Source organism: Stutzerimonas sp. FeSN7 (genome assembly GCF_030263795.1).
GTDB classification, from domain to species: domain Bacteria; phylum Pseudomonadota; class Gammaproteobacteria; order Pseudomonadales; family Pseudomonadaceae; genus Stutzerimonas; species Stutzerimonas stutzeri.
This window is the reverse complement of sequence record NZ_JARPMN010000001.1, coordinates 4,229,302-4,252,221: the sequence shown is the minus strand read 5'-3', so window position 1 is coordinate 4,252,221 and position 22,920 is coordinate 4,229,302. Positions and strand designations below refer to the sequence as shown.

Below are 22,920 nucleotides of genomic sequence, written 5' to 3'. Positions count from 1 at the left end.
GTGGCCTGCAACCGGCGCTGCTCACTGCCACTGCAGACGCGCCAGTTGCCAGCTGCCGTTCTCCTGTCGCCACTCCAGCCTGACCTGATAGTGCCCGGCCTGCTGCGGCAGCAGGGCCTCGGCACCGGTCAGCGCGACCTGCGCTTCGGTATGACCGCGGTCCGGGTAGGTTGCATCGATCCAGCTGCGCTGGCTCAGGGCGATCACCCGGACGTTGCGATGGCGCATGAACATCAGCGTCGCCGTGCGCCGGGCCCAGTCGCGATCGTACTGCTGCTGGGCCTGGAAATCGGCGTGCAGCAGTGCCATCAGCTCTCCGGTCTGCTTGCTTTCCAGGCTCGCCTGCAGCTGCTCTGCCGCCTGCTGCAACGCCGCCTGCGGATCGTCCCGACCGCAGCCGACAAGTGCCAGCAATACCGCCAGCGCCGCTATTTTCCATGCTGACATGCTCAACTCCCCGAACCTCGCTATGATGCCGCAAACGTCATGCGGGCCGGCCGGCCCGCCGCAGATCAGGAGTGTGCCATGCAGACCTTGTATCCGGAGATCAAACCCTACGCCCGGCACGAGCTGGCGGTGGAAGAACCGCATGTGCTCTACGTCGACGAGAGTGGATCGCCGGATGGCCTGCCCGTGCTGTTCGTGCATGGCGGCCCTGGCGGTGGCTGCGATGCCATCAGCCGGCGCTTCTTCGATCCGAGCCTCTATCGCATCATCACCTTCGACCAGCGGGGCTGCGGTCGCTCGACGCCGCATGCCAGCCTGGAGAACAACACCACCGCGCACCTGATCGCCGACATGCAGCGCATCCGCGAGCATCTGGGCATCGACAAATGGGTGCTGTTCGGCGGCTCCTGGGGTTCGACGCTGTCACTGGCCTATGCCCAGGCCTTTCCCGAGCACGTGCACGCGCTGATCCTGCGTGGCATCTTCCTCTGCAGGCCGGAAGACCTGTCCTGGTTCTATCAGGAAGGCGCCAGCCGGCTGTTCCCGGATTACTGGCAGGACTTCGTCGCGCCGATTCCGCCCGAGGAGCGCGACGATCTGATGCAGGCGTTCTACCGCCGGCTCACCGGCAGCGACCAGATCGCCCAGATGCATGCGGCCAAGGCCTGGTCATGCTGGGAAGGCCGCACGGCGACCCTGCGACCCAATCCCAACGTCGTCGAGCGTTTCGCCGATCCGCACCGGGCATTGTCGATGGCGCGCATCGAGTGCCATTACTTCGTCAACCAGGCCTTTCTCGAACCCGACCAGTTGCTGCGCGACATGCCGAAGATCGCTCATCTGCCAGGGATCATCGTGCATGGTCGCTACGATGCCATCTGCCCACTGGACAATGCCTGGGCGCTGCACCAGGCCTGGCCCAACAGTGAGCTGCAGATCATTCGCGATGCCGGACACTCGGCTGCGGAGGTGGGCATCGCCGATGCGCTGGTCCGCGCGACCGGCGAGATCGCCCACCGCCTGCTCGACCTGCCGCCGGCGGATGCCGAATGAAGGGGCTGATCCAGCGGGTCCGCCACGCGCGGGTCGAGGTGGCCGGCGAGACAGTCGGTGCCATCGATCAGGGTTTGCTGGTGCTGGTCGGTGTCGAGCGCGAAGACGATCAGGCGCGCGCCGACAAGCTGCTGCACAAGCTGCTCAACTACCGGGTGTTCGGCGACGAGCAGGGCAAGATGAACCGGTCGCTGAAGGACATCGGCGGCGGCCTGCTGCTGGTGTCGCAGTTCACCCTTGCCGCGGACACCCGCAGCGGCCTGCGCCCGAGCTTCTCCAGTGCAGCGCCGCCTGCCCACGGCGAGGCGCTGTACGACTACCTGCTGGCGCGTGCCCGCGACCAGCATCCAGAGGTGGCCTGTGGGCGTTTCGGCGCCGAGATGCAGGTGCACCTCGTCAACGACGGGCCGGTGACATTCCTCCTCGAAAGCTGAGTGTCAGTGGCGGACCGGCTCCAGATCGTTGTCGCGCAACCAGGTGATGGCGTATTCGCGTAGCTGTACGGTCTGGTAGCGCAGCCAGGCCTCCCTGACGTCGGGGAAGTCCTCCAGCTTGAAATCGAAGGTGCGTAGCGGCTTGCGCCCCTTGAGCGCATTGCTGAGCACCGCATGGGCGATGGGATCGTGCTGGGTGAACAGGAAGGCCTCACGCATGGCGATCGATTGCGCGAGATCCAGTGGTTCGATGTGCAGGTAGCGGTCCTCCTTGACGCCATACTTCTCCATGGCCCCGGGAGGAGGATCACCGGGAAAGATCGCGCGAATTTCGCCGCTTTCCAGATCCAGGTAGTACTCGGCGATGTCGCGTCCGTCCAGAGCATATTCCAGACGGTGCATGTCGATGGTCAGTGGTCGCATGGCAAGAACGGCTCTTTTTAGGGATTCGTTGAAATGTCTAGGCCGCGGCGCAGATGCGTCGAAGCGTGAGCAGTCCCAATCTCTGACTCTCTCGCACCGGGTGGGTGCGCTACGTTCATCGGAGTGCCGTCTGCGTCGGTCGTCGCGCCCGTCGCGGGTGCAGCGCCGCGCCGCCTCCAGGCAGCGCTAGAACAACCTGGCCAGCAGGGCGCTGACCGCCGTCTCCACGCGCAGAATGCGTTCGCCCAGCTGCACCGGTTGCAGCCCGGCGGCGGTGAATTTCTCCACCTCGTAGGGAATCCAGCCGCCTTCCGGACCGATCGCCAGGGTGACCGACCCCCCGACCGCGCGTGGGCAGGCCGGGAAATCGCCGGGATGACCGACCAGCCCGCAGGTACCTGCCGCGAGCTGCGGCAGACGGTCCTCGACGAAGGGCTTGAAGCGCTTTTCGATGATGACCTCGGGCAGCACGGTATCGCGCGCCTGTTCGAGGCCGAGGATCAGCTGTCCACGGATGGCGGCCGGTTCGAGGAAGGGCGTCTGCCAGAAGCTCTTTTCCACCCGGTAGCTGTTGAGCAGGACCAGTCGTGGCACGCCCATGGCAGCGACGGTCTGCAGCACCCGGCGCAGCATCTTCGGTCGTGGCAGTGCCAGCAGCAGGGTCACCGGCAGCTTGGCCGGCGGCGGCTGGTCGAAGCTCACCTGCAGCTCGGCCTCGGTGGCGTCCAGGCGCAGCAGCCGACCGCTGCCCATCTGGCCGCCGAGCCGGCCGACCCTGAGGCTCTCATTGACTTCGACGCGGTGCACGTCGCGCATGTAGGTCAGGCGGCGGTCGCGCAGCCGTACCCGGTCGGCGGCGACGAAGTCGCCTTCCTCGAGCAGCAGCAGGTTCACGGGCGTGGTGCGGGCGGCTGGTCGCCGGATGGCGGGACGTCATCCTCGGCATCGCCGCGGAAATGCTCCTCGCGCTTTCGGATCACGCTGCCGCAGATCACGCCGGCTTCGAACAGCAACCACATGGGCACGGCCAGCAGCGACTGTGAGAACACATCCGGCGGCGTCAGCACCATGCCGACGGCAAAGCAGCCAACGATGACATAGGGGCGGCTCTTGCGCAGGGTGGCAACGTCGACGATGCCGACCCAGATCAGCAGGAAGGTCGCCACCGGGATTTCGAAGGCCACGCCAAAGGCGAAGAACAGCGTGAGGACGAAATCCAGGTACTGGCCGATATCGGTCATCATCGACACGCCTTCGGGCGTCACGCTGGCGAAGAAGCCGAACATGATCGGGAACACCACGAAATAGGCGAAGGCCATGCCGGCGTAGAACAGGAAGATGCTCGACACCAGCAGCGGCACGGCGATGCGTTTCTCGTGCTTGTACAGGCCGGGTGCGATGAACCCCCAGATCTGGTGCAGGATGATCGGCATCGAGAGAAACAGCGCGACCATCAGGGTCAGCTTGAATGGCGTCAGGAACGGCGAAGCGACGCCGGTGGCGATCATCGTCGCGCCTTCGGGCAGGTAGGCCCGCAGCGGCGCGGCGACCAGCGCGTAGATCTGTTGCGAGAAGTAGAAAAGCCCGGCGAAGAGCAGGGCGATGGCCACCACGCAGCGCAGCAGGCGCTTGCGCAGCTCGGTCAGGTGCGCGACCAGCGGCATTTCCTGGTCGTCGATGGAAGGCTTGCTCATGGTTCGGATGGTCTGTCGGAGCGAAGGGGCTGAGCGGTCTCGTTGCTCGGCGCGGGCGGGTTCGCAGCGGGCGTCACCGTATCGCCGGGACTGCTGCTCGCGGCATTCGCGGGCTGGCCGGCGCCCTCGCTGGGGGTCGACGGCGGCGTGGCGGCCGGGTTGCTGGCGGGCGGCGGCATGATGCTCTGCTTCATCTCCCGCTCCAGGTCGAGGATGCGCTCGTTGTGCAACTGCCGGCGGATCTCGTCGGCGCCGATTTCGCGCTCCACTTCGGCCTTGATGTTGCTGAAGCTGCGCTTCAGCCGGCCAACCCAAAGCCCGGTGGTCCGCACCGCACCCGGCAGGCGCTCCGGGCCTAGCACCATCAGCGCCACCAGGCCGACCAGTAGCAGTTCGGTGAAACCGATATCGAACATCAGGACGTGCTCACATCAATAGAGAGAGCGGTCGCGCAGCAAATGCGCGCCCGCGTCGAGCCAGGGACTAGTCTTTCTTGGTCGGTTCTTCGACCTTGCGCGCCTGCGCATCGATGGTGTGGTTCTGCTTGTCTTCCACGCCAGGCTTTTCCTCGTCGGTGCCCATGGATTTGCGGAAGCCCTTGATCGCATCACCGAGGTCGGAGCCCAGGCCCTTGAGGCGCTTGGTGCCGAACAGCATGATGACGATGAGCAGGATGATCAGTAGTTGCCAGACGCTGATGCCGCCAAAACCCATGGTGATATCTCCGATGTGAATCAGGTTTGCGGACGCGCGGCTTTTTCCGCGTGTCCGGAGAGACCGAAGCGTCGATCCAGTTCATCCAGCACGGCCTGCGGGTGCTGGCCGAGAGCGGCGAGCATGACCAGGCTGTGGAACCAGAGATCGGCGGTTTCGTAGATCAGATCGCTGGAATCGCCACTGACGGCGGCGTCCTTGGCGGCGAGTATGGTTTCCACCGATTCCTCGCCGACCTTCTCGAGAATCTTGTTCAGGCCCTTGTGATACAGGCTGGCGACGTAGGAACTGTCCGGCGCCGCGCCCTTGCGGGCCTCCAGCACCTCGGCCAGGCGGGTGAGGGTGTCACTCATGCTTGTGCTCCGCGTAGATGGCGTGCGGGTCCTTGAGCACCGGCTCGACGACTTTCCAGGCGCCGTTCTCGAACACGCGGTAGAAGCAGCTTTCGCGACCGGTGTGGCAGGCGATGCCGCCGATCTGCTCGACCATCAGGATGATCACGTCGGCATCACAGTCCAGGCGCAGCTCGTGCAGTTGCTGCACATGTCCGGACTCCTCGCCCTTGCGCCACAGCTTGCCACGCGAACGTGACCAGTAGATGGCGCGGTTTTCCTGTGCGGTCAGCTGCAGCGCCTCGCGATTCATCCAGGCCATCATCAGCACGCGACCGGTCTTGTGGTCCTGGGCAATTGCCGGGACCAGGCCATCGGCGTTCCAGTTGATTTCGTCCAGCCAGTTCATCGGATTCTCCGCTCAATGCGTCAAGTGTGCCAGCCCCCACCAGCGATGGCTATCGGCGCACCACGATGAAGGTGCCGGCCACGAGCATGATCCAGGCCGGCCAGGCGTTGAGGGCGGTAAAGCTCTCGGCGCCGGCGGCGAGCGTCGCGCCGCTGCCGAGCAGGATCGCGCCGACCAGGCGCAGCGGCCAGTGGCGGCGCTCGCGCCATGGTGGCGGCGGGTTGTTGGCGTGGGGATGCGACATGCGTTCGAGCAGTTCGCGGGTCATGTGCGCCAGGTGCGGCAGCTGTTCGATCTGCGCCTGGGCGTTCTTCAGCAGCTGGCGCGGGCCCATGCGCTCGCGCATCCAGCGCTCGAGGTAGGGCTGGCCGGTGCTCCAGAGGTCGAGGTCGGGATACAGCTCGCGGCCCAGGCCCTCGATATTGAGCAGGGTCTTCTGCAGCAGCACCAGTTGCGGTTGCACCTCCATGTTGAAGCGCCGCGCCACCTGGAACAGGCGCACCAGCAGCTGACCGAAGGAGATGTCCTTCAGCGGCTTCTCGAAGATCGGCTCGCAGACGGTACGGATCGCCGCCTCGAACTCGTTGACCTTGGTTTCCGCCGGTACCCAGCCCGAGTCGATGTGCAGCTGCGCCACCTTGCGGTAGTCGCGTTTGAAGAAGGCCATCAGGTTGCGCGCCAGGTAGTCCTGGTCCTCCGGCGTCAGGCTGCCGACGATGCCGAAATCCACCGCGATGTACTGCGGGCTCCACGGCTGATGGGTGCTGACGAAGATGTTGCCGGGATGCATGTCGGCATGGAAGAAACTGTCGCGGAACACCTGGGTGAAGAAGATCTCCACGCCGCGTTCGGCCAGCTGGCGCATGTCGGTGTTCTGCCGTGCCAGACCGGCCATGTCCGTCACCGGTACGCCATAGATGCGCTCCATGACGAGCACTTGCGACCGGCAATAGTCCCAGTACACCTGCGGCACGTAGAGCAGTGCCGAGCCTTCGAAGTTACGCCTGAGCTGGCTGGCGTTGGCCGCTTCGCGCAGCAGGTCGAGTTCGTCGTAGATGGTCTTGGCATAGTCGTCGACCACTTCCACCAGGTGCAGGCGGCGCGCGTCGATGGAGATGCGTTCGGCGGTATTGGCCAGCATGAACAACCAGGCCAGGTCCTGGCTGATGATCGGCTTGAGGTTCGGCCGTACCACCTTGACCACCACTTCCTCGCCGGAACGCAGCTTGGCGGCATGCACCTGGGCCACGGACGCGGAGGCCAGCGGTTTGCTGTCGAAGCGGGCGAACAGTTCGCCGACCGGGGCACCCAGCTGCTGCTCGATCAGCGCCGTGGCGACGGCCGAGTCGAATGGGGGTACTCGGTCCTGCAGCATCGCCAGTTCTTCGGCGATATCCGGCGGCAGCAGGTCGCGACGGGTCGAGAGAATCTGCCCGAACTTGATGAAGATCGGCCCCAGCCCTTCCAGCGCCAGGCGCAGACGAGCGCCCCGCGACAGCGCGCTGCGCCGCCGCGGAACCCAGCGCCAGGGCAGCAGATAGCTGGTGCCGCGCAACCACCAGGGCATCGGCAGGTCGAGGATGATGTCATCGAGGCGGTAGCGGATCACCACCAGCAGGATGCGGAACAGGCGGCGTGCGGCGGCGAACAGCTTCATTCGGAGCGATCTGGATTCAGGTTGAGGGCGAGGCGCTCGATGCGCGCCTCGAGTCGGTCGAGGGCGAGTTTCATGTCATCCAGTTCGTCGAAGCGCGCCTGGGCTTCGGCCTGGCCGACCAGCGTGCGTGACTCCTCGCTGAGATAGTCGGCCAGATCCTGGCGCAGCGAGCCCGCGCTGTCGCGCAGCCAGTCCAGCGGGTTGCGCAGGCTGGAGCCGAGCAGCTGTGCACCGACCGGACCGAGCCAGCGGGAAATCTCGTACTCCCAGTCCAGCTCCAGGTCCTGCAGCACCTCCGCGAGGTTCATCAGCAAGCCGCTGTCGCCCTCGATCTCGACGTCCGGACCATGCAGCACCGCGGTCTTGTTGCGGCTGACGGCCAGGCGCAGCAGGCTGCTCGCCGGCGCGCGCAGCCGGCAGTCGGCGTCGCTACCCCAGGTGCCGGCCAGACGCAGTCCTTCATCGTCGGCGAGGATGAACAGGCGCCAGGCCGGGGCCGTGCAGTCGATCTCGATGACCCGGCCACTCAGGCGCGCCAGCCGCGGCAGTGCGGTCGGGTCCAGACGCAGGACGCGATTGATGCCGCGCTCGGCGCCGGCCAGCAGGGCAGCGCGCAGCATCAGGGCTTGATGCCGCGGTGCAGGGCGACGATGCCGCCGGTCATGTTGTGGTAGCTGACGCGCTCGAAACCGGCAGCTTCCATCATGCCCTTGAGGGTTTCCTGATCCGGGTGCATGCGGATCGACTCGGCCAGGTAGCGGTAGCTGTCGGCATCGTTGGTGATCAGCTTGCCCATCATCGGCAGCAGGCTGAACGAGTAGGCGTCGTAGGCCTTGGAGAACAGCTGGTTGGTCGGCTTGGAGAATTCCAGCACCAGCAGCCGGCCGCCCGGCTTGAGCACGCGCAGCATCGAGGCGATGGCGTCTTCCTTGTGGGTGACGTTGCGCAGGCCGAAGGCGATGGTGACCACGTCGAAATAATTGTCCGGGAAGGGCAGCTTCTCGGCATCGGCCTGGACGAACCTGACGTTGCCGGCCACGCCCTTGTCCAGCAGCTTGTCGCGGCCGACCTTGAGCATTGAGGCATTGATGTCGGCCAGCACCACTTCACCCGTGGGGCCGACAATGCGGGAGAACTGGCGGGTCAGGTCGCCGGTGCCGCCGGCGATGTCCAGAATCCGATTGCCGTGGCGCGCGCCGGACAGCTCGATGGTGAAGCGCTTCCACAGTCGGTGGATGCCGCCGGACATCAGGTCGTTCATCAGGTCGTACTTGGCGGCAACGGAATGGAACACCTCGGCCACCTTCTGCGCCTTCTGGCTTTCCGGCACGTTCTTGTAGCCGAAATGGGTGGTCGGTTCTGCGTCATGCGCTTTGCGAGGATCGGTCATGTCACTTTCACCCGAAGAATGTGCCCGGCATTCTAAACCTAAAAAGGCGGCTGATAAGCGTCGAGCAGGTGGCGGCCGGCAAAAGGTCTAGCGGCGACATGTCGCAGGGTCGAGCTCGGGGTGCCGCGGAGCAGACTTGCCACTTTGCTATAGTGCGCGCCTTTTCGGGCGCAGCCAGGAGCCGTCATGGCGCAGATCATCGTCGAACGTTCCCACAACCTCGGCCGCGACGCGGCCCGCGAAAAGGCCGACGAGCTCGCCGCACGCCTGGCCCGCGAGTTCGGCGTGAGCTGTCAGTGGCAGGGTGATGTGCTGGCGGTCAGGCGCAGTGGCGCGGACGGGCGCATCGAAGTGCGCGAGGACAGCGTGAAGGTGCTGCTCAACCTCGGCCTGCTGCTTTCGGCCATGGGCAGCAGCATTCAGGGCCAGATCGAGCGGGCACTGGACAAGGCGCTGGCCTGAACGGCGGCGCAGGGCCACGTGGCCCTGCGCCTGGCAGTCAGAGGCGGAAGCGGCCGATCTGCTGCTGGAGCGCGTTGCCCAGCTGGGCCAGTTCGGTGCTGGCGCGCGCCGTCTCGTCACTGGCGGTGGCGGTTTGCAGGGAAATGTCACGCACGCTGACCACGCTGCGGTTGATCTCCTCGGCCACGGCGCTCTGCTGCTCGGCCGCCGCCGCGATCTGCTGGTTCATGCTCTGGATGGTCGACACGGTACGGGCGATGACGCTCAGGGCGTCTCCGGCCCGGCGGGTCAGTTCGACCGTGCTGTCACTCAGCTGCTGATTGTCGCGCATCAGTTGGCTGGCGCTCTGGGCACTGTTCTGCAGGGTGCCGATCAGCTTCTCGATCTCCTCGGTCGATTGCTGGGTGCGTTGCGCCAGGGCGCGTACTTCGTCTGCCACCACGGCGAAGCCGCGGCCGGCTTCACCAGCCCGCGCCGCCTCGATGGCGGCATTGAGCGCCAGCAGATTGGTCTGCTCGGCGACTGCCTTGATCACGTCCAGCACACTGCCGATGGCATCGCTGTCGCGGCGTAGGTGCTCCATCGCCTCGCCGGTATTGGCGACCTGCATCGCCATGCGCTCGATCTGGGCGACGGCGTCGCCTGCCAGCTTCTCGCCCTGTACCGCCTGCTGGTCCGCTTCGGCAGTGGCCTGTGCGGCATCGACCGCATTGCGCGCCACTTCCTGAACGGTGGCGGCCATCTCGTTCACCGCCGTGGCCACCTGATCGGTCTCCTGGCGCTGATCGTTGACGCCGGCGCTGGTCTGCTCGGTGACGGCAGACAGCTCCTCGGCAGCGGCGGCGATCTGCGTCGAGCTGTCGCCGATGCTGCCGATCAGCTTGCGCAGACTCTGGCGCATGTCCTGCATCGCGCTTTCCAGCTGGCCCAGCTCGTCGCGGCGTTGCGCGCTGTCCTGGCCGGAGAGGTCGCCGTCGGCGATGCGCCGGGCCATGGCCAGGGTGTGGCGCAACGGCAGAATGATCTGGCGGGCGATGAACCAGGCCGCGAGCAGGCCGAGCAGTGCACTGGCGAAGGCGGTCAGCATCGTCTGGATGCGCGCCTGCTGCGTTTCGCCGAGCATCTTGGTCTGCTGGTTGCGGTACAGATTGCCGTTGATTTCCAGCAGACCGCCGATTTCGGAGGCCAGCGCCGTGCGAGCCTGGATGGTCGCATCCATGCCGACCTTGAAGGTCTCGATCGCTGCACGGTAGCGCTGCAGGGCGCTGGTCATGCGGTCGAGATGGCTGTGTTGATCGACGGGTAGCAGGCCGCGCAGCAGATCGGCCTGTTCACGGGAGCGATCGAGGCCGGCATAGGCGAGCTGCGCAGACTCTTCGGTGTGCTGGAAGATGTAGCCACGCACCAGGTAGCGGCTCTCCAGTACGCGCCGGGTTAGTTCGGCGAGGGCGCGGGCCTGCTGTACGACGAGCGGGTCGTCGGCGGACTGTTCGAGGGTCTGGTAGATCTGCTCTTCCAGTTCGCCGAGCGCCTTGAGGGCCTCGCCGGCGCTGCTGACCATCACGCCCCGGCTCTGTTCGCGGCTTTCGCGGGCCTGCTTCAGCTCCTGGAAGCTGCGCTCGATGCGCTCGGCATACTGGAGCGCGGAGGCGATGTCGCGCTGGTCATCGGCGGCAGTCAGGGTGGTGCGGATGTCCTGCAGGTGGTTGCGGACTTCGCCGATCTTGCCGGTCACCTGCTGGGCGTGGGCGTCGCTGCCGCTTTGTTCGAACAGGGTGCGTGCGGTATCCACCGCGTAGGACGCTTCCTGGACCTGGGACAGGCGGGTCTGCTTCTGGTTGCGCTCCAGCAACCCGTTCAGGCTGGTGACGGCGATGGCGGCAACCAGAAGTGTCAGCAGGACCATGAAACCGAAGCCCAGGCCAAGCTTGCGCGTGACGGCCAGGTCGGTGAAAAAGCGGGAGATCATGTGTGAACGCTCCAGAAAGTCGAGGCAGGCGCAGTCGCAAGAACACTGCAGCGAGGCGTCTTGTGCCGGGTCGCCGCATTAGCGGCGCGTAAGTGTCCCTGCACTTAGCGGCCGGCCTCGGAGGTTTCTTAAGCGCTTGTGCGGCTCGGCTGTCGTTTTTCGACCGCAGGGTCGCGCTGTGGTCGTGTGGCTCTGGAAGCGGTGGGGCAAGGCATGAAGCAGGCGGGGAGGCGCCGGCGGTTACGACTTTGAATCGGTCAGGCGCGCAAGAGCGGGAGGGTGCAATCCTCGCCACGGCGGCTCAGAGCATCAGCTTGACCACGGACTCATCGGGGTCGCGGGACTTGCCGGCGGCCGCCAGTGCCGCGAGATAGGCGTCCCACAGCGCCTGCTGATTCAGCGCCAGGCGTTCGAGGTAGTCCCAGGTGTAGAGGCCGCTGTCGTGGCCGTCGCTGAAGGTCAGCTTCAGGGCGTACTGGCCGGCCGGCTCGATCTGCTCCAGCGCGACCTTCAGCTTGCCGGTCTGCAGCACCGGGTTGCCGTGGCCCTGGACTTCCGCCGATGGCGAATGCACGCGCAGGAACTCGGCGGGCAGCACGTAGCGCTCGTCGGCGCCGTATTCCAGTTCCAGCGTTCTGGACGCCTTGTGCAGTTTGATGGCAGTGGGGATGCGCATGCGACGCTCCGGAAAAATCGGCCGTGGCAATGGCCACGGCCGTGACGGTCAGAGGATGTAGCGCGACAGGTCTTCGTCCTGAGCCAGTTCGCCGAGGTGCTCGTTGACGTAGGCGGCGTCGATGCGGATCGGTTCGCCCTGCTGCTTGCCGGCCAGGTCGGCTGCACTGAAGGAGACCTCCTCCAGCAGACGCTCGAGCAGGGTGTGCAGGCGACGGGCACCGATGTTCTCGGTCTTTTCGTTGACCTGCCAGGCGATCTCGGCGATGCGCTTGATGCCGTCCTCGAGAAACTCGATGTGCAGCCCTTCGGTCTTCAGCAGCTCGCGGTACTGCTCGGTGAGCGCCGCATGCGGCTCGGTGAGGATGCGCTCGAAGTCCTGCGGTGACAGCGCTTTGAGCTCCACGCGGATCGGCAGGCGACCCTGCAGTTCCGGCACCAGGTCGCTGGGCTTGGACAGGTGGAAGGCGCCGGAGGCGATGAAGAGAATATGGTCGGTCTTGACCATGCCCAGCTTGGTGTTGACCGTGCTGCCCTCGATCAGCGGCAGCAGGTCGCGCTGCACGCCCTCGCGGGAAACGTCGGCGCCGCTGGTATTGCCGCGCTTGGCAACCTTGTCGATCTCGTCGATGAAGACGATGCCGTTCTGCTCCACCGCCTCCAGGGCGCGGGCCTTGAGGTCTTCTTCGTTGACCAGGCGCGCGGCTTCCTCGTCGCGGATGAGCTTGAAGGCTTCCTTGATCTTCAGCTTGCGGCTCTTCTTCTTGCCCTTGCCCATGTTGGCGAAGAGGTTCTGCAGCTGGTTGGTCATCTCCTCCATGCCGGGCGGGGCCATGATCTCCACCCCGGCCGGGCTCTCGGCGACCTCGATGTCGATCTCCTTGTCGTCCAGCTGGCCTTCGCGCAGGCGCTTGCGGAACAGCTGACGGGTGTTGGAATCACCGCTCTGCACCGGCTCTTCGGAAAAGCCTACCGGGCGCGCCGGCGGCAGCAGGGCGTCGAGGATGCGTTCTTCGGCGGCGTCTTCGGCGCGGTGGCGCATCTTGTGCACCTCCTGCTCGCGCAGCATCTTCAGCGCCGCGTCGGCCAGATCGCGGATGATCGATTCGACGTCACGGCCGACATAGCCGACCTCGGTGAACTTGGTGGCTTCCACTTTCAGGAACGGCGCGTTGGCCAGCTTGGCCAGGCGGCGGGCAATTTCGGTCTTGCCGACGCCGGTGGGGCCGATCATCAGAATGTTCTTCGGGGTGACTTCCTGGCGCAGCTCGGCGGGCAGCTGCATGCGCCGCCAGCGGTTGCGCAGGGCGATGGCCACGGCGCGCTTGGCGTCGTCCTGGCCGATGATGTGGCGGTTGAGTTCGTGGACGATCTCGCGGGGCGTCATGGACATGGTGCGGTACTCCGGAACGACAGGCGATTAGACCGCGCTGTCGAGCTCCTCGATGGTCAGGTTCTGATTGGTGAACACGCAGATGCTGCCGGCGATGTTCAACGCCGTCTCGGCGATTTCCTGGGCCGACATGTCGGCGCCGGCCTTGAGCAGCAGGGCCTTGGCCGCGGCCTGGGCGAAGCCGCCGCCGGAGCCCATGGCGATCAGGTCGTCTTCGGGCTGCACCACGTCGCCGTTCCCGGTGATGATCAGCGAGGCATCCTTGTTGGCGACGGCGAGCATGGCTTCCAGACGGCTCAGGGAGCGGTCGGTGCGCCAGTCCTTGGCCAGCTCGACGGCGGCGCGCACCAGATGGCCCTGGTGCTTCTCCAGCTGACCTTCGAAGCGCTCGAAGAGGGTGAAGGCATCGGCGGTGGCGCCGGCGAAGCCGGCCAGGACCTGGCCGTGATAGAGGCGGCGGACCTTCTTGGCGTTGCCTTTCATGACGGTGTTGCCGAGGGAAACCTGGCCGTCGCCGCCCATGACGACTTTGCCGTTGCGGCGCACTGAAACGATGGTGGTCAAAGGAAAATCTCCACACTGCGGGGCGATGAATGCCCGAATGCGGTTGATATGGGGGACTGCTGCCGGCTTTTCAACGGCTGTCGGTGAGGTTCATCGACAGCCGTGGTTCTGCACGAGGCGCTACGCAGGCCCTGGTTGTTCGCTGCGTTGCGGGCGGCTGGGCTGGCGCGGCACGTCGCCGGCTACCGCCGCGGCGATCATCTTGCGCAGCCGGACCGGAATCGACTTGGCCGCCGGCACCTTGCTGCGTTCGGCATGGTGCCAGACCGGCAGCAGGGCGTTGCATTCGGGGTAGTAGCCTGCGCAGCAGCCCTCCGGAATGCTGTAGGGCGTCACCCGCAGCGGGCCGACCGCGCGGTGTACGCCGTCATCGACCACGGTGATCGCCTCGATGCGGTCGTTCTCGGCCAGGCCCAGGCGGACGATGTCGTTGCGGTTCATCAGGATCACCGCGCGGGTGCCGTGAATGCCGCGGAAGCGGTCGTCGTACCCGTAGACCGTGGTATTGAACTGGTCGTTGCTGCGCAGCGTCATCATCTGCAGCACGTCGTGCCGTTCGTGGCCGCCTTCCTCGGTATCCGGGTCCATGCTCAGCGAAGGCGGGTTGATGAAGTTGGCCTTGCCGGTCTCGGTGTCCCAGCGCCGCTGGCTGGCGCCGAGCGGGCGATGGAAGCCGCCGGGTTCCATCATGCGCACATTGAAGTCGTGGAAGATCTCCGGGTAGCTCTCGGCGATGGCGTCGCGGATCAGACTGTAGTCCGCGACCCAGGCGTCCCAGTCCAGCATCGGATTGGGCGCGAGCGTGGCCTTGGCCAGTCGCGCGATGATCGCCGGTTCCGATAAGAGCAGTTCGTCAGCCGGCTCGGCGGCGCCGCGCCAGGCCCGGATGCAGCCGGTGCTGTCCTCGGTTGTGTGGCGTTGCTCGCCGGTGGCCTGGCGGTCGATCTCGGTGCGACCGAGGCAAGGCAAGATATAGGACACTTCGCCGGTGATCAGGTGATTGCGGTTGAGCTTGGTCGACACCTGGACCGACAACCGCAGTTTGCGCCAGGCCGGCTCCATCTGCAGGGTGTCAGGAATGGCGCGGACGAAGTTGCCGCCCAGGCCGATGAAGCCGCGGATCCTGCCGTCGAGGATGCCCTCGCAGGCCTCTACCGTATTCACGCCATCTTCGCTCGGCGGCTCGAAACCGAACTGCCGACGCAGGTTGTCCACCGGCACCTTCGCTGCCTTTTCGGTGATGCCGACGGTGCGCTGACCCTGCACGTTGGAGTGGCCGCGCACCGGCAGGATGCCCGCGCCCTCCTTGCCCATGTTGCCGCGCAGCAGGAGCAGGTTGACCAACATCTGGATGGTCTGCACGCCGTGGCGGTGCTGGGTCAGGCCCATACCATAGGGGGCGATCACCCGCTCGCAGCGGGCATAGGCGGTGGCCGCCGCTTCCATCGCTGCGCGGGTGAGGCCGGAGCGACGCTCCAGCTGCTCCCAGGTGTAGCTGCGGATGCGTGCTTCGAAGGCCTCGAAGCCATGGGTGTGCTGCTCGATGAAGGCGACATCGAGCACCCTCTGACGCCCTTCGGCCATGGCCAGGTCGTCCATGGCGAACAGCGCCTTGCACATCCCGGCGATGGCCGCCATGTCGCCGCCGATGGCCAGCTGGTGATACTGGGTGCTGATCACCGTGCTGTCCGGCGTCAGCATCTCGCGCGGCGACTGCGGGTTGACGAAACGCTCCAGGCCACGCTCACGCAGCGGGTTGAAGGTGACGATCTCGGCCCCGCGCTCGCGCGCGGCCTGCAGTTCATGGAGCATGCGCGGGCTGGAGGTACCGGTATTCTGGCCGAAGAAGAACAGCCCGTCGGTGTGCTCGAGGTCGTTCAGGGTGACCGTGGCCACCGGTACACCAATGCTTTCCGGCAGCGCCACCGAGGTGCTCTCGTGGCACATGTTGGAACTGTCCGGCAGGTTGTTGGTGCCGTACAGGCGCGCCAGCAGGCCATACATGTAGGCCGTCTCCAGCGCCGCACGCCCGGACATGTAGAACACCACCTGGTCGGGATCGTCCATGGCCTTGAGTTCGGCGCCGATCTCGGCGAAGGCGCTGTCCCAGCTGACCGGCTGGTAATGGTCGCTGGCGGCATCGTAGCGCAGCGGATGGGTCAGCCGGCCCTGTTGTTCCAAGTCGAAGTCGCTCCAGTTGAGCAGCTCGCTGACGCTGTGCCTGGCGAAGAATTCCGGGCCGCAACGCAACGAGGTGTTTTCCCATGCCGTGGCCTTGGCGCCGTTCTCGCAGAACGACAGCGGCCGCGAGGGGTGCGGCTTGGCCCAGGCGCAGCTGACGCAGGCGAAGCCGTCGATCGGCTTGTTCTGCTTGAGCAGCAGGCCGATGCCGGCCGGCGAGACGCGTTCACGCAGCAGGATGTTGGCGACGGAGTAGGCCGATCCCCAGCCACCGGCCGGTGCACGGTAGGGTTTGAACTTGGTCTGGGACACGTCGTTCCTCCTTTCGCAAGGGAGCTTGTCTGTGTACGACGGGACCCGCGCCGGATCGTTCAGGGCGCTTTGTCACAAGGTTGTGCGATTCACTCCATGGCGAAACCGTGCTGACGCCAGGCCTCGTACACCGCGATGGCCACTGTGTTGGACAGGTTCAGGCTGCGGCTGTCGGGACGCATCGGCAGGCGCAAGCGCTGCTCGTTGGGCAGGGCATCGCGGATATCTGGCGGCAGGCCGCGGCTTTCGGGGCCGAACAGCAGGGCGTCGCCGCGCCGGTAACGCACCTCGTGAAAGGGCTGCGAGCCCTTGGTGGTGAAGGCGAATAGCCGTGGGCCGTCCGGGTTGGCGGCGTCGATGCCGATCCGCGCGAGGCAGCTCGGCAGATCGGCGTGGCGCTCCAGCGTGGCATATTCGTGATAATCCAGGCCGGCGCGGCGCAGGCGTTTATCGTCCAGCTCGTAACCCAGCGGCTCGATCAGGTGCAGGTGGCAGCCGGTATTGGCGCAGAGCCTGATAATGTTGCCGGTATTGGGCGGTATTTCCGGTTGGAACAGGATCACGTGAAACATGCGCAGCACCGAGGTTGAAGACCGGCGGCATTCTACCGGGGCGAAGGACCCGATGCGCCGCATACGCCGGACCTTTTTCGGTTCGCTGGTGCTGATCGGGCTGCTGGTGGGGCTGATGATCGGCCGGCTCACCGCGCCCGGGCCGGTGCAGCTGGAGGCGGTGCAGGTGCTGCCACAGGGGCTGTCGCTGCGCTTCGACCGCAAGCCGGAGACCTATGACGAGCATCTGGAGGGGGCGTTCGCCCTGTTGTTCCAGGCCGAGGGCGAGGCGCAATCCGGGCAGCTGCAGATCGACGGCATGCCTGTGGCCTGGCGCGTGCAGCAGACCGAGAAGGGCCTGCTGTTGCATCTGGTGGCGGCGCGCCGGCTGCAGGGGCAGTGGCAGGGCGCGCGCGTCGACGGCGGCTGGCAGGTGGAGGTCAGCGTGTCGCCCTGGCGGCCATGACGGATTCGCACATGGCTGGTGCGTCAGAAAGAAGAACCCCGCCAGTGGCGGGGTTCTTTGTCGCAGGTCGGATCAACGTCTGATCAGCTGTCGTCGCCGTCGTCGTCATCGCTGCCATCGACGCGCATGCCCAGCTCCTTGATCTTGCGCGTCAGGGTGTTGCGACCCCAGCCGAGCAACAGGGCGGCATCGCGTCGGCGACCGGCGGTGTGCTTGAGCGCGGTCTCGATCATGATGCGCTCGAAGGCCGGCACCGCCTCGTCGAGCAGGTTGCTCTGGCCGCGCGCCAGGGCCTGATCCGACCAGTTGCGCAGCGCCTGTTCCCAGTTGTGCGCCGGCTGCGCCTCGGCCTGCTGGTTGAGCAGCTCCGGTGGCAGGTCGTCGACATGCACTTCGCGCCCGGACGCCATGACCGTGATCCAGCGGCAGGTGTTCTCCAGTTGGCGCACGTTGCCCGGCCAGGGCAGATGCTGCAGGTATTCCTTGGTTTCCGGCTTGAGCACCTTGGTCTCCACCGACAGCTCCTGCGCGGCGCTGGCGAGGAAGTGTTCGGCCAGTGCCGGAATGTCTTCGCGGCGATCGGCCAGGCGCGGAATGTGGATGCGGATGACGTTCAGCCGGTGGAACAGGTCTTCGCGGAACTTGCCGGCCTGCACCAGGGTTTCCAGGTCCTGGTGCGTCGCGGCGATGATGCGCACGTCGACCCGCACCGGCGTGTGGCCGCCGACCCGGTAGAACTCGCCATCGGCCAGCACGCGCAGCAGGCGGGTCTGGGTGTCGGCCGGCATGTCGCCGATCTCGTCGAGGAACAGGGTGCCGCCGTCGGCCTGCTCGAAGCGGCCGCGGCGCTGGTTGGCCGCACCGGTGAAGGCACCTTTCTCGTGACCGAACAGCTCGGATTCCATCAGGTCCTTGGGAATCGCCGCCATGTTCAGCGCGATGAACGGCGACGCCGAACGCGGGCTGTGGCGGTGCAGGGCATGGGCGACCAGCTCCTTGCCGGTACCCGACTCGCCGTTGATCAGCACGGTGATGTTGGAGTGGCTGAGGCGGCCGATGGCGCGGAACACCTCCTGCATCGCCGGTGCCTCGCCGATGATCTCCGGTGTGTGATGACGGTTGGCCGGCTGCTGCTGGTTCTGCTGTTCCTGGGCGTGCTGGTTGGCGCGCTTGACCAGCGACACGGCGTCGTCGACGTCGAACGGCTTGGGCAAGTACTCGAAGGCGCCGCCCTGGTAGGAAGCCACCGCGCTGTCCAGGTCGGAGTGCGCGGTCATGATGATCACCGGCAGGCGCGGGTACTGCTCGCGGATCTGCGAGAGCATGTCCAGGCCGCTGAGGCCGGGCATGCGGATGTCGGAGATGATCACATCCGGCTGCTGGCGGGCGAGGCGGGCCAGCACGCTGTCAGCGCTGTCGAAGCTCTGCGTGGCCATGCCTTCCTGTTGCAGGGCCTTTTCCAGGACCCAGCGGATGGAGCGGTCGTCGTCGACGATCCAGACGTTTTCGCTTCGGCTCATGCTGATGTGGCTCCTTGTTCCAGCGGAAGGAAGATCGAGAACACGGTGTGGCCAGGATGACTCTCGCATTCGATCAGACCCTGGTGCTGACTGATGATGTTCTGGGTGATGGCCAGGCCCAGCCCGGTTCCGTCCGGGCGACCGCTGACCATCGGGTAGAAGAGCGTGTTCTGCAGTTCGGCGGGAATGCCCGGGCCGTTGTCGATGATCTCGATGCGCGCCACCAAGCGATGACGGATATGGCCGATGGTGAACTGGCGCAGCGTGCGGGTGCGCAGGGTCAGGCGGCCCAGGCCCAGCTCGTTCTGCCCGGCGAGGGCCTGCATGGCGTTGCGCATGATATTGAGCACGGCCTGGATCATCTGTTCGCGGTCCATCAGGACCTCGGGAATGCTCGGGTCATAGTCGCGCACCAAAATGATGCTTCCCTGGCATTCGGCGTCGATCAGGCTGGCCACATGTTCGAGCACTTCGTGGATGTTGGTCATCGCCAGCGACGGCAGCTTGTTCGAGCCAAGCATGCGGTCGACGAGGTTTCTCAGCCGGTCGGCTTCCTCGATGATGACTTCGGTGTAGTCCTTCAGGTGTTCTTCCGGCAGCTCGCGGGCCAGCAGCTGCGCCGCGCCGCGAATGCCGCCCAGCGGGTTCTTGATCTCGTGGGCCAGGCCGCGCACCAGCATCTTGGTGGTTTCCTGCTTGGACAGCTGGGCCTCTTCCTTGGTGATGCGCAGCAGCCGGTCGCGTGGCAGCACTTCCAGCAACAGCATGGTCTCCTGGCGCGTCAGCACCGGTGTCACCGCGTAGTCGACGGTCAGCGACTGGCCGGTGGCGGAGGTCAGGGTTGCCTCGCGTTTGGTGAAGGGGTGGGCTTCTTCCACAGCCTGGCGCAATGCCGCCAGGGCTTCCGGTGATTCGGTGAACAGTTCGCTGATGAATTGCCCATGGCTGCGCTGACCGCTGACGGCCAGCAGCATTTCGGCTGCCGGGTTCATGTATTCCAGACGCAAGCGCGAGTTGAGCAGCAGCGTTGCGGTGGTCAGGTTCTCGATCAGCAGGCGTTGCAGGGCTTCGTTGATCATGGCTGGTCTGCATCCGAAGGTTCGTGCAGGAAATGCAAGAACCAAACCAAGCGCGCCATTGCGGCGCGGATCGGTGTGATGCTGCAGCCCTACGGGCTGTTCGGTGACCCAATTTGGTGACGAACGATCGGCTCGTTCATTGGGCGCACCAAACAGGTGCACTCAATGATCATAGAAAGGGCACGAAGGGAATGTCGCGTTTTTCTACCGGTTTGTCCTTGAGCGGGCATTCCGGGCGCACGCCGTAATCGGCTTTCTTGCACGGATTGACCATGCGCCGCTGGGCCAATGAGGTGCGAATCAGATGGAAGGACCGGCTTTCTGACTGTTGCAGGACCCGCTCCTGTGCGTCTACCACCGCGACCGCCAGCTGATGGGTGCCGTGATCGACATTGCTCAGCTGGAAGCTGGTCTGCTCGCCGGGGGCGCCGAATGGCTCGCCGTCGAGCAGCAGCTGGTAGAAATGGCCGGGCTGCAGCGCGGGCTCGGCCTCTACGGTGACGCTGACCGTGCCGGCGTTGTTGCGGATCGCCTCGTCTGCGGCCGGGCTGAGGATCTGTAGCTGATAGCGGATGGCTGCCGCCTGCTGCTTCGGCCGCTGGACCACACGCGGGGCGGTTGTCGGCTGGGTTGCCATGCTGTTGGAGAGCTTTAGCTGCACCTCTTCCACTGCCTGGCCGCTAGGTCGGTCGGTAAAGACCCGGTTGCCCTCGGCATCCGTGTAGGAATAGATGCCGCCCAGCGCAGGCAGGGCGGTGCCGAGCAGCAGGATGGTCGTCACCTTGCGAAGGATGCTCAAGGAGCTGGTCTCGGCTTCGGTGGCGGCGGACGCAGTGCGGGGCTCGAGGTATTGACCCGCTGCACGGTGAACAACACCGGCTCGCTGCGCTGGATGATGCGCTCGCCGCTCAGTACCTCGACGTGCAGGCGATGGTCGCCGCGTTCGACGTTGTTCAGTTGCAGCGAGGTCGCCGGGCTGGGTGCGGCCTGGGGGATGCCGTCGAGCATGAAGCGCAAGGTATGGCCCGGTTGCAGCGGCGGTTCCAGCAGGGCGCTGACGACGAAGGTACCGTTGTTGGCGCGCAGTGCCTCGGCGTCGGGAATGCCGCTCAGCATCAGCGTCTGGTAGGGCGCCTGCTGATTCTGCTGACGGTCCGGCAGAGGAGGCGGCGGCTCGGGCGTGCGGATGTTCACGGTGTTGGCCGGCGGCAGGTCCACCGTGTCGGCCTGCACGCCTTCGGGCGGCTGGTTGGTGAACACCGTATTGCCTTGCGCGTCGGTGTACTTGTAGATCTCGGCGAAGGCCGGGACGCTGAGGATGAACAGCAGGCTGAACAGGGCGCTACGCATGGGAGGCTCCGCGGAGTTTGACTGCCGAAGCCTTGCACTGCAGCGGCCTTCAGGCAAGCACGATCGCTGCGATTTGCGAGGCGTGACAAGCTGCACGGATGACGGTCGCCGGGCAGAAACGAAGAAGGCCACCCGAGGGTGGCCTTCCTGTCACGCGAACTGGATCAGACGCTGTAGTACAGGTCGTATTCCAGCGGGTGCACGAAGGTGCGCACCTTGATCTCTTCCTCGGACTTCAGCTCGATGTAGGCATCGATGAACTCGTCGGAGAACACGCCGCCCTTGGTCAGGAACGCGCGGCCCTTGTCCAGCTCTTCCAGGGCTTCCTTCAGGCTGCCGCAGACCTGCGGGATCAGCTTGCCTTCTTCCGGCGGCAGATCGTACAGGTTCTTGTCGGCGGCATCGCCAGGATGGATCTTGTTCTGGATGCCATCCAGGCCAGCCATCAGCAGTGCAGCGAAGCACAGGTACGGGTTGGCAGCCGGGTCCGGGAAGCGCGCTTCGATACGACGGGCTTTCGGGCTGGAAACGTACGGAATACGGATCGAGGCCGAGCGGTTGCGCGCCGAGTAGGCCAGCATGACCGGTGCTTCGAAGCCCGGGACCAGACGCTTGTAGGAGTTGGTCGACGGGTTGGTGAAGCCGTTCAGCGCCTTGCCGTGCTTGATGATGCCGCCGATGAAGTACAGAGCGGTCTCGGACAGGCCGGCATAGCCTTCGCCGGCGAAGGTGTTCTTGCCGTCCTTGGAGATCGACATGTGTACGTGCATGCCCGAGCCGTTGTCGCCGTACAGCGGCTTCGGCATGAAGGTGGCGGTCTTGCCGTAGGCGTCGGCGACGTTGTGCACGCAGTACTTCAGGGTCTGAACTTCGTCGGCCTTGGCGACCAGGGTGTTGAACTTCACGCCGATTTCGTTCTGACCGGCCGTGGCCACTTCGTGGTGGTGCACTTCGACGACCAGGCCCATCTCTTCCATGGCGTTGCACATGGCGGTACGGATTTCGTGGTCGTGGTCGCACGGCGGAACCGGGAAATAACCGCCCTTGACGGCCGGGCGGTGGCCCTTGTTGCCGCCTTCGACGTCCTGGTCGGTCATCCAGGAGCCCTGCTCGGAGTAGATCTTGAACATCGAGCCGGAGATGTCCGACTTGAACTTGACCTGGTCGAAGATGAAGAACTCCGGCTCCGGGCCAACGAAAACGGTGTCACCGATACCGGTGGTCTTGAGGAATTCCTCGGCGCGCTTGGCGATGGAGCGCGGGTCGCGGTCGTAGCCCTGCATGGTGCTCGGCTCGACGATGTCACAGACCAGGATCAGGGTCGGCTCTTCGGTGAACGGATCGAGTACCGCGGTCTCGTCGACCGGCATCAGGATCATGTCGGAGGCTTCGATGCCTTTCCAGCCATGGATGGACGAACCGTCGAACATCTTGCCGTGCTCGAAGAAGTCTTCATCCTGGGCATCACGAGCCGGGACGGTGACGTGGTGCTGCTTGCCTTTGGTATCGGTGAAGCGCAGATCAATCCACTTCACATCGTAATCTTTGATCAGTTGAAGCGACTTCGACATGGTGTTCTCCAAGTGGTGGAAGCGTGACAGTGAGCTTCCGAATCAGGGTGAAGCCGGGCGGCGATGTTCCGCCAAGGCGACCTGCCTCACAAGAGAGCAAATTGCATGCCAGTGCTCCTTCTTGGGACTGCAGGCCCGCAACAGCGCTGCCGCGGCGTTTGGCCGTGCTAAATGCTAGTCGTCATGGCCAAAGCGTGCGCGTTAATGGTGCGAGCGGTCGTGGCTGCGCATTGTTTTGGTGCGCGGCGCCCGGCCTCAAAGAAAGCGATTAAAT

The 22,920-nt window shown here is 65.3% G+C and carries 26 protein-coding genes; 4 read left to right on the top strand and 22 right to left on the bottom strand.

What is annotated here, in order from left to right; translation table 11 throughout:
• Positions 1–21: 21 nt before the first annotated feature.
• Positions 22–447 carry a hypothetical protein gene (locus tag P5703_RS20365; RefSeq protein WP_011911566.1) on the bottom strand — a complete coding sequence of 142 codons (426 nt, stop codon included), beginning with the start codon at positions 445–447 and terminating at the stop codon, positions 22–24.
• Positions 448–525: 78 nt separating this feature from the next.
• On the opposite strand from P5703_RS20365, the gene pip reads away from it, so the two are divergent.
• Both pip and dtd read left to right on the top strand, forming a co-directional pair.
• On the top strand, positions 526–1,500 hold the full coding sequence (pip, locus tag P5703_RS20360; protein ID WP_011911567.1) for a prolyl aminopeptidase: 975 nt from the start codon (positions 526–528) through the stop codon (positions 1,498–1,500).
• Complete coding sequence (gene dtd / locus P5703_RS20355) at positions 1,497–1,934, top strand: D-aminoacyl-tRNA deacylase (protein WP_048328325.1); 438 nt, start codon at positions 1,497–1,499, stop codon at positions 1,932–1,934. Before pip ends, dtd begins: the two co-directional genes overlap by 4 nt.
• A gap of 3 nt (positions 1,935–1,937) precedes the next feature.
• Here the strand turns inward: dtd and P5703_RS20350 are convergent, their stop codons facing one another.
• The 10 genes from P5703_RS20350 to ubiE all read right to left on the bottom strand — a co-directional run bounded on the left by P5703_RS20350 (position 1,938) and on the right by ubiE (position 8,553).
• The gene (locus P5703_RS20350; protein WP_279946966.1) at positions 1,938–2,357 is read right to left on the bottom strand and encodes a UPF0158 family protein; all 420 of its coding nucleotides are present in this window, start codon (positions 2,355–2,357) and stop codon (positions 1,938–1,940) included.
• A 186-nt stretch (positions 2,358–2,543) separates the two neighbouring features.
• Entirely contained in the window at positions 2,544–3,251 is a 708-nt protein-coding gene (locus P5703_RS20345) for a 16S rRNA (uracil(1498)-N(3))-methyltransferase (RefSeq protein ID WP_020306821.1), read from the bottom strand.
• The gene (gene tatC / locus P5703_RS20340) at positions 3,248–4,051 is read right to left on the bottom strand and encodes a twin-arginine translocase subunit TatC (RefSeq protein ID WP_285589345.1); all 804 of its coding nucleotides are present in this window, start codon (positions 4,049–4,051) and stop codon (positions 3,248–3,250) included. The genes P5703_RS20345 and tatC overlap by 4 nt, the downstream gene beginning before the upstream one ends.
• Positions 4,048–4,467, bottom strand: a complete 420-nt coding sequence (tatB, locus tag P5703_RS20335) for a Sec-independent protein translocase protein TatB (RefSeq protein ID WP_049340081.1) — start codon at positions 4,465–4,467, stop codon at positions 4,048–4,050. The genes tatC and tatB overlap by 4 nt, the downstream gene beginning before the upstream one ends.
• A 67-nt stretch (positions 4,468–4,534) precedes the next feature.
• The gene (tatA, locus tag P5703_RS20330; RefSeq protein ID WP_011911573.1) at positions 4,535–4,765 is read right to left on the bottom strand and encodes a twin-arginine translocase TatA/TatE family subunit; all 231 of its coding nucleotides are present in this window, start codon (positions 4,763–4,765) and stop codon (positions 4,535–4,537) included.
• Between the two features lie 20 nt (positions 4,766–4,785).
• Complete coding sequence (locus P5703_RS20325) at positions 4,786–5,118, bottom strand: phosphoribosyl-ATP diphosphatase (RefSeq protein ID WP_011911574.1); 333 nt, start codon at positions 5,116–5,118, stop codon at positions 4,786–4,788.
• The gene (hisI, locus tag P5703_RS20320) at positions 5,111–5,506 is read right to left on the bottom strand and encodes a phosphoribosyl-AMP cyclohydrolase (RefSeq protein WP_011911575.1); all 396 of its coding nucleotides are present in this window, start codon (positions 5,504–5,506) and stop codon (positions 5,111–5,113) included. The genes P5703_RS20325 and hisI overlap by 8 nt, the downstream gene beginning before the upstream one ends.
• Positions 5,507–5,555: 49 nt before the next feature.
• Positions 5,556–7,163: a ubiquinone biosynthesis regulatory protein kinase UbiB gene (gene ubiB / locus P5703_RS20315; protein WP_011911576.1), complete on the bottom strand. Its 1,608-nt coding sequence runs from the start codon at positions 7,161–7,163 to the stop codon at positions 5,556–5,558.
• Positions 7,160–7,783, bottom strand: a complete 624-nt coding sequence (locus P5703_RS20310) for a ubiquinone biosynthesis accessory factor UbiJ (RefSeq protein WP_045157966.1) — start codon at positions 7,781–7,783, stop codon at positions 7,160–7,162. The genes ubiB and P5703_RS20310 overlap by 4 nt, the downstream gene beginning before the upstream one ends.
• On the bottom strand, positions 7,783–8,553 hold the full coding sequence (gene ubiE, locus P5703_RS20305; RefSeq protein WP_017244765.1) for a bifunctional demethylmenaquinone methyltransferase/2-methoxy-6-polyprenyl-1,4-benzoquinol methylase UbiE: 771 nt from the start codon (positions 8,551–8,553) through the stop codon (positions 7,783–7,785). Before ubiE ends, P5703_RS20310 begins: the two co-directional genes overlap by 1 nt.
• Before the next feature lie 186 nt (positions 8,554–8,739).
• Here ubiE and P5703_RS20300 point away from each other — a divergent pair, with 186 nt between their 5' ends.
• Positions 8,740–9,015, top strand: coding sequence for a polyhydroxyalkanoic acid system family protein (locus P5703_RS20300; protein ID WP_013981490.1), 276 nt, complete (start codon positions 8,740–8,742; stop codon positions 9,013–9,015).
• Positions 9,016–9,052: 37 nt separating this feature from the next.
• Here P5703_RS20300 and P5703_RS20295 read toward each other — a convergent pair whose 3' ends face one another.
• The 6 genes from P5703_RS20295 to P5703_RS20270 form a co-directional block, all read right to left on the bottom strand.
• Positions 9,053–10,984, bottom strand: a complete 1,932-nt coding sequence (locus P5703_RS20295; protein ID WP_011911580.1) for a methyl-accepting chemotaxis protein — start codon at positions 10,982–10,984, stop codon at positions 9,053–9,055.
• 301 nt (positions 10,985–11,285) lie between these two features.
• Positions 11,286–11,660, bottom strand: a complete 375-nt coding sequence (locus tag P5703_RS20290) for a gamma-butyrobetaine hydroxylase family protein (RefSeq protein ID WP_011911581.1) — start codon at positions 11,658–11,660, stop codon at positions 11,286–11,288.
• 48 nt (positions 11,661–11,708) lie between these two features.
• Positions 11,709–13,052 carry an ATP-dependent protease ATPase subunit HslU gene (gene hslU, locus P5703_RS20285; RefSeq protein WP_011911582.1) on the bottom strand — a complete coding sequence of 448 codons (1,344 nt, stop codon included), beginning with the start codon at positions 13,050–13,052 and terminating at the stop codon, positions 11,709–11,711.
• 27 nt (positions 13,053–13,079) lie between these two features.
• Positions 13,080–13,616, bottom strand: coding sequence for an ATP-dependent protease subunit HslV (hslV, locus tag P5703_RS20280; RefSeq protein ID WP_011911583.1), 537 nt, complete (start codon positions 13,614–13,616; stop codon positions 13,080–13,082).
• A gap of 120 nt (positions 13,617–13,736) precedes the next feature.
• Positions 13,737–16,109, bottom strand: coding sequence for an FdhF/YdeP family oxidoreductase (locus tag P5703_RS20275; RefSeq protein WP_279641166.1), 2,373 nt, complete (start codon positions 16,107–16,109; stop codon positions 13,737–13,739).
• A gap of 89 nt (positions 16,110–16,198) precedes the next feature.
• Positions 16,199–16,681 (bottom strand): tRNA (cytidine(34)-2'-O)-methyltransferase, encoded by a 483-nt coding sequence (locus P5703_RS20270; RefSeq protein ID WP_011911585.1) that lies wholly within the window; start codon positions 16,679–16,681, stop codon positions 16,199–16,201.
• Between P5703_RS20270 and P5703_RS20265 the strand changes: the two genes are divergently transcribed.
• Entirely contained in the window at positions 16,680–17,126 is a 447-nt protein-coding gene (locus P5703_RS20265) for a hypothetical protein (protein ID WP_043942085.1), read from the top strand. The two genes, P5703_RS20270 and P5703_RS20265, sit on opposite strands and share 2 nt — an antisense overlap.
• An 83-nt stretch (positions 17,127–17,209) precedes the next feature.
• Here P5703_RS20265 and ntrC read toward each other — a convergent pair whose 3' ends face one another.
• From ntrC to glnA, 5 genes are all read right to left on the bottom strand, one after another.
• Positions 17,210–18,646 (bottom strand): nitrogen regulation protein NR(I), encoded by a 1,437-nt coding sequence (gene ntrC / locus P5703_RS20260; RefSeq protein ID WP_011911587.1) that lies wholly within the window; start codon positions 18,644–18,646, stop codon positions 17,210–17,212.
• Positions 18,643–19,725 (bottom strand): nitrogen regulation protein NR(II), encoded by a 1,083-nt coding sequence (gene glnL / locus P5703_RS20255; protein ID WP_014595587.1) that lies wholly within the window; start codon positions 19,723–19,725, stop codon positions 18,643–18,645. The genes ntrC and glnL overlap by 4 nt, the downstream gene beginning before the upstream one ends.
• Positions 19,726–19,894: 169 nt before the next feature.
• Positions 19,895–20,524: a DUF4124 domain-containing protein gene (locus P5703_RS20250; protein WP_285589337.1), complete on the bottom strand. Its 630-nt coding sequence runs from the start codon at positions 20,522–20,524 to the stop codon at positions 19,895–19,897.
• Positions 20,521–21,075: a DUF4124 domain-containing protein gene (locus tag P5703_RS20245; protein WP_011911590.1), complete on the bottom strand. Its 555-nt coding sequence runs from the start codon at positions 21,073–21,075 to the stop codon at positions 20,521–20,523. The genes P5703_RS20250 and P5703_RS20245 overlap by 4 nt, the downstream gene beginning before the upstream one ends.
• A 164-nt stretch (positions 21,076–21,239) precedes the next feature.
• Entirely contained in the window at positions 21,240–22,646 is a 1,407-nt protein-coding gene (gene glnA, locus P5703_RS20240; RefSeq protein WP_011911591.1) for a glutamate--ammonia ligase, read from the bottom strand.
• Between the last annotated feature and the right edge of the window lie 274 nt (positions 22,647–22,920).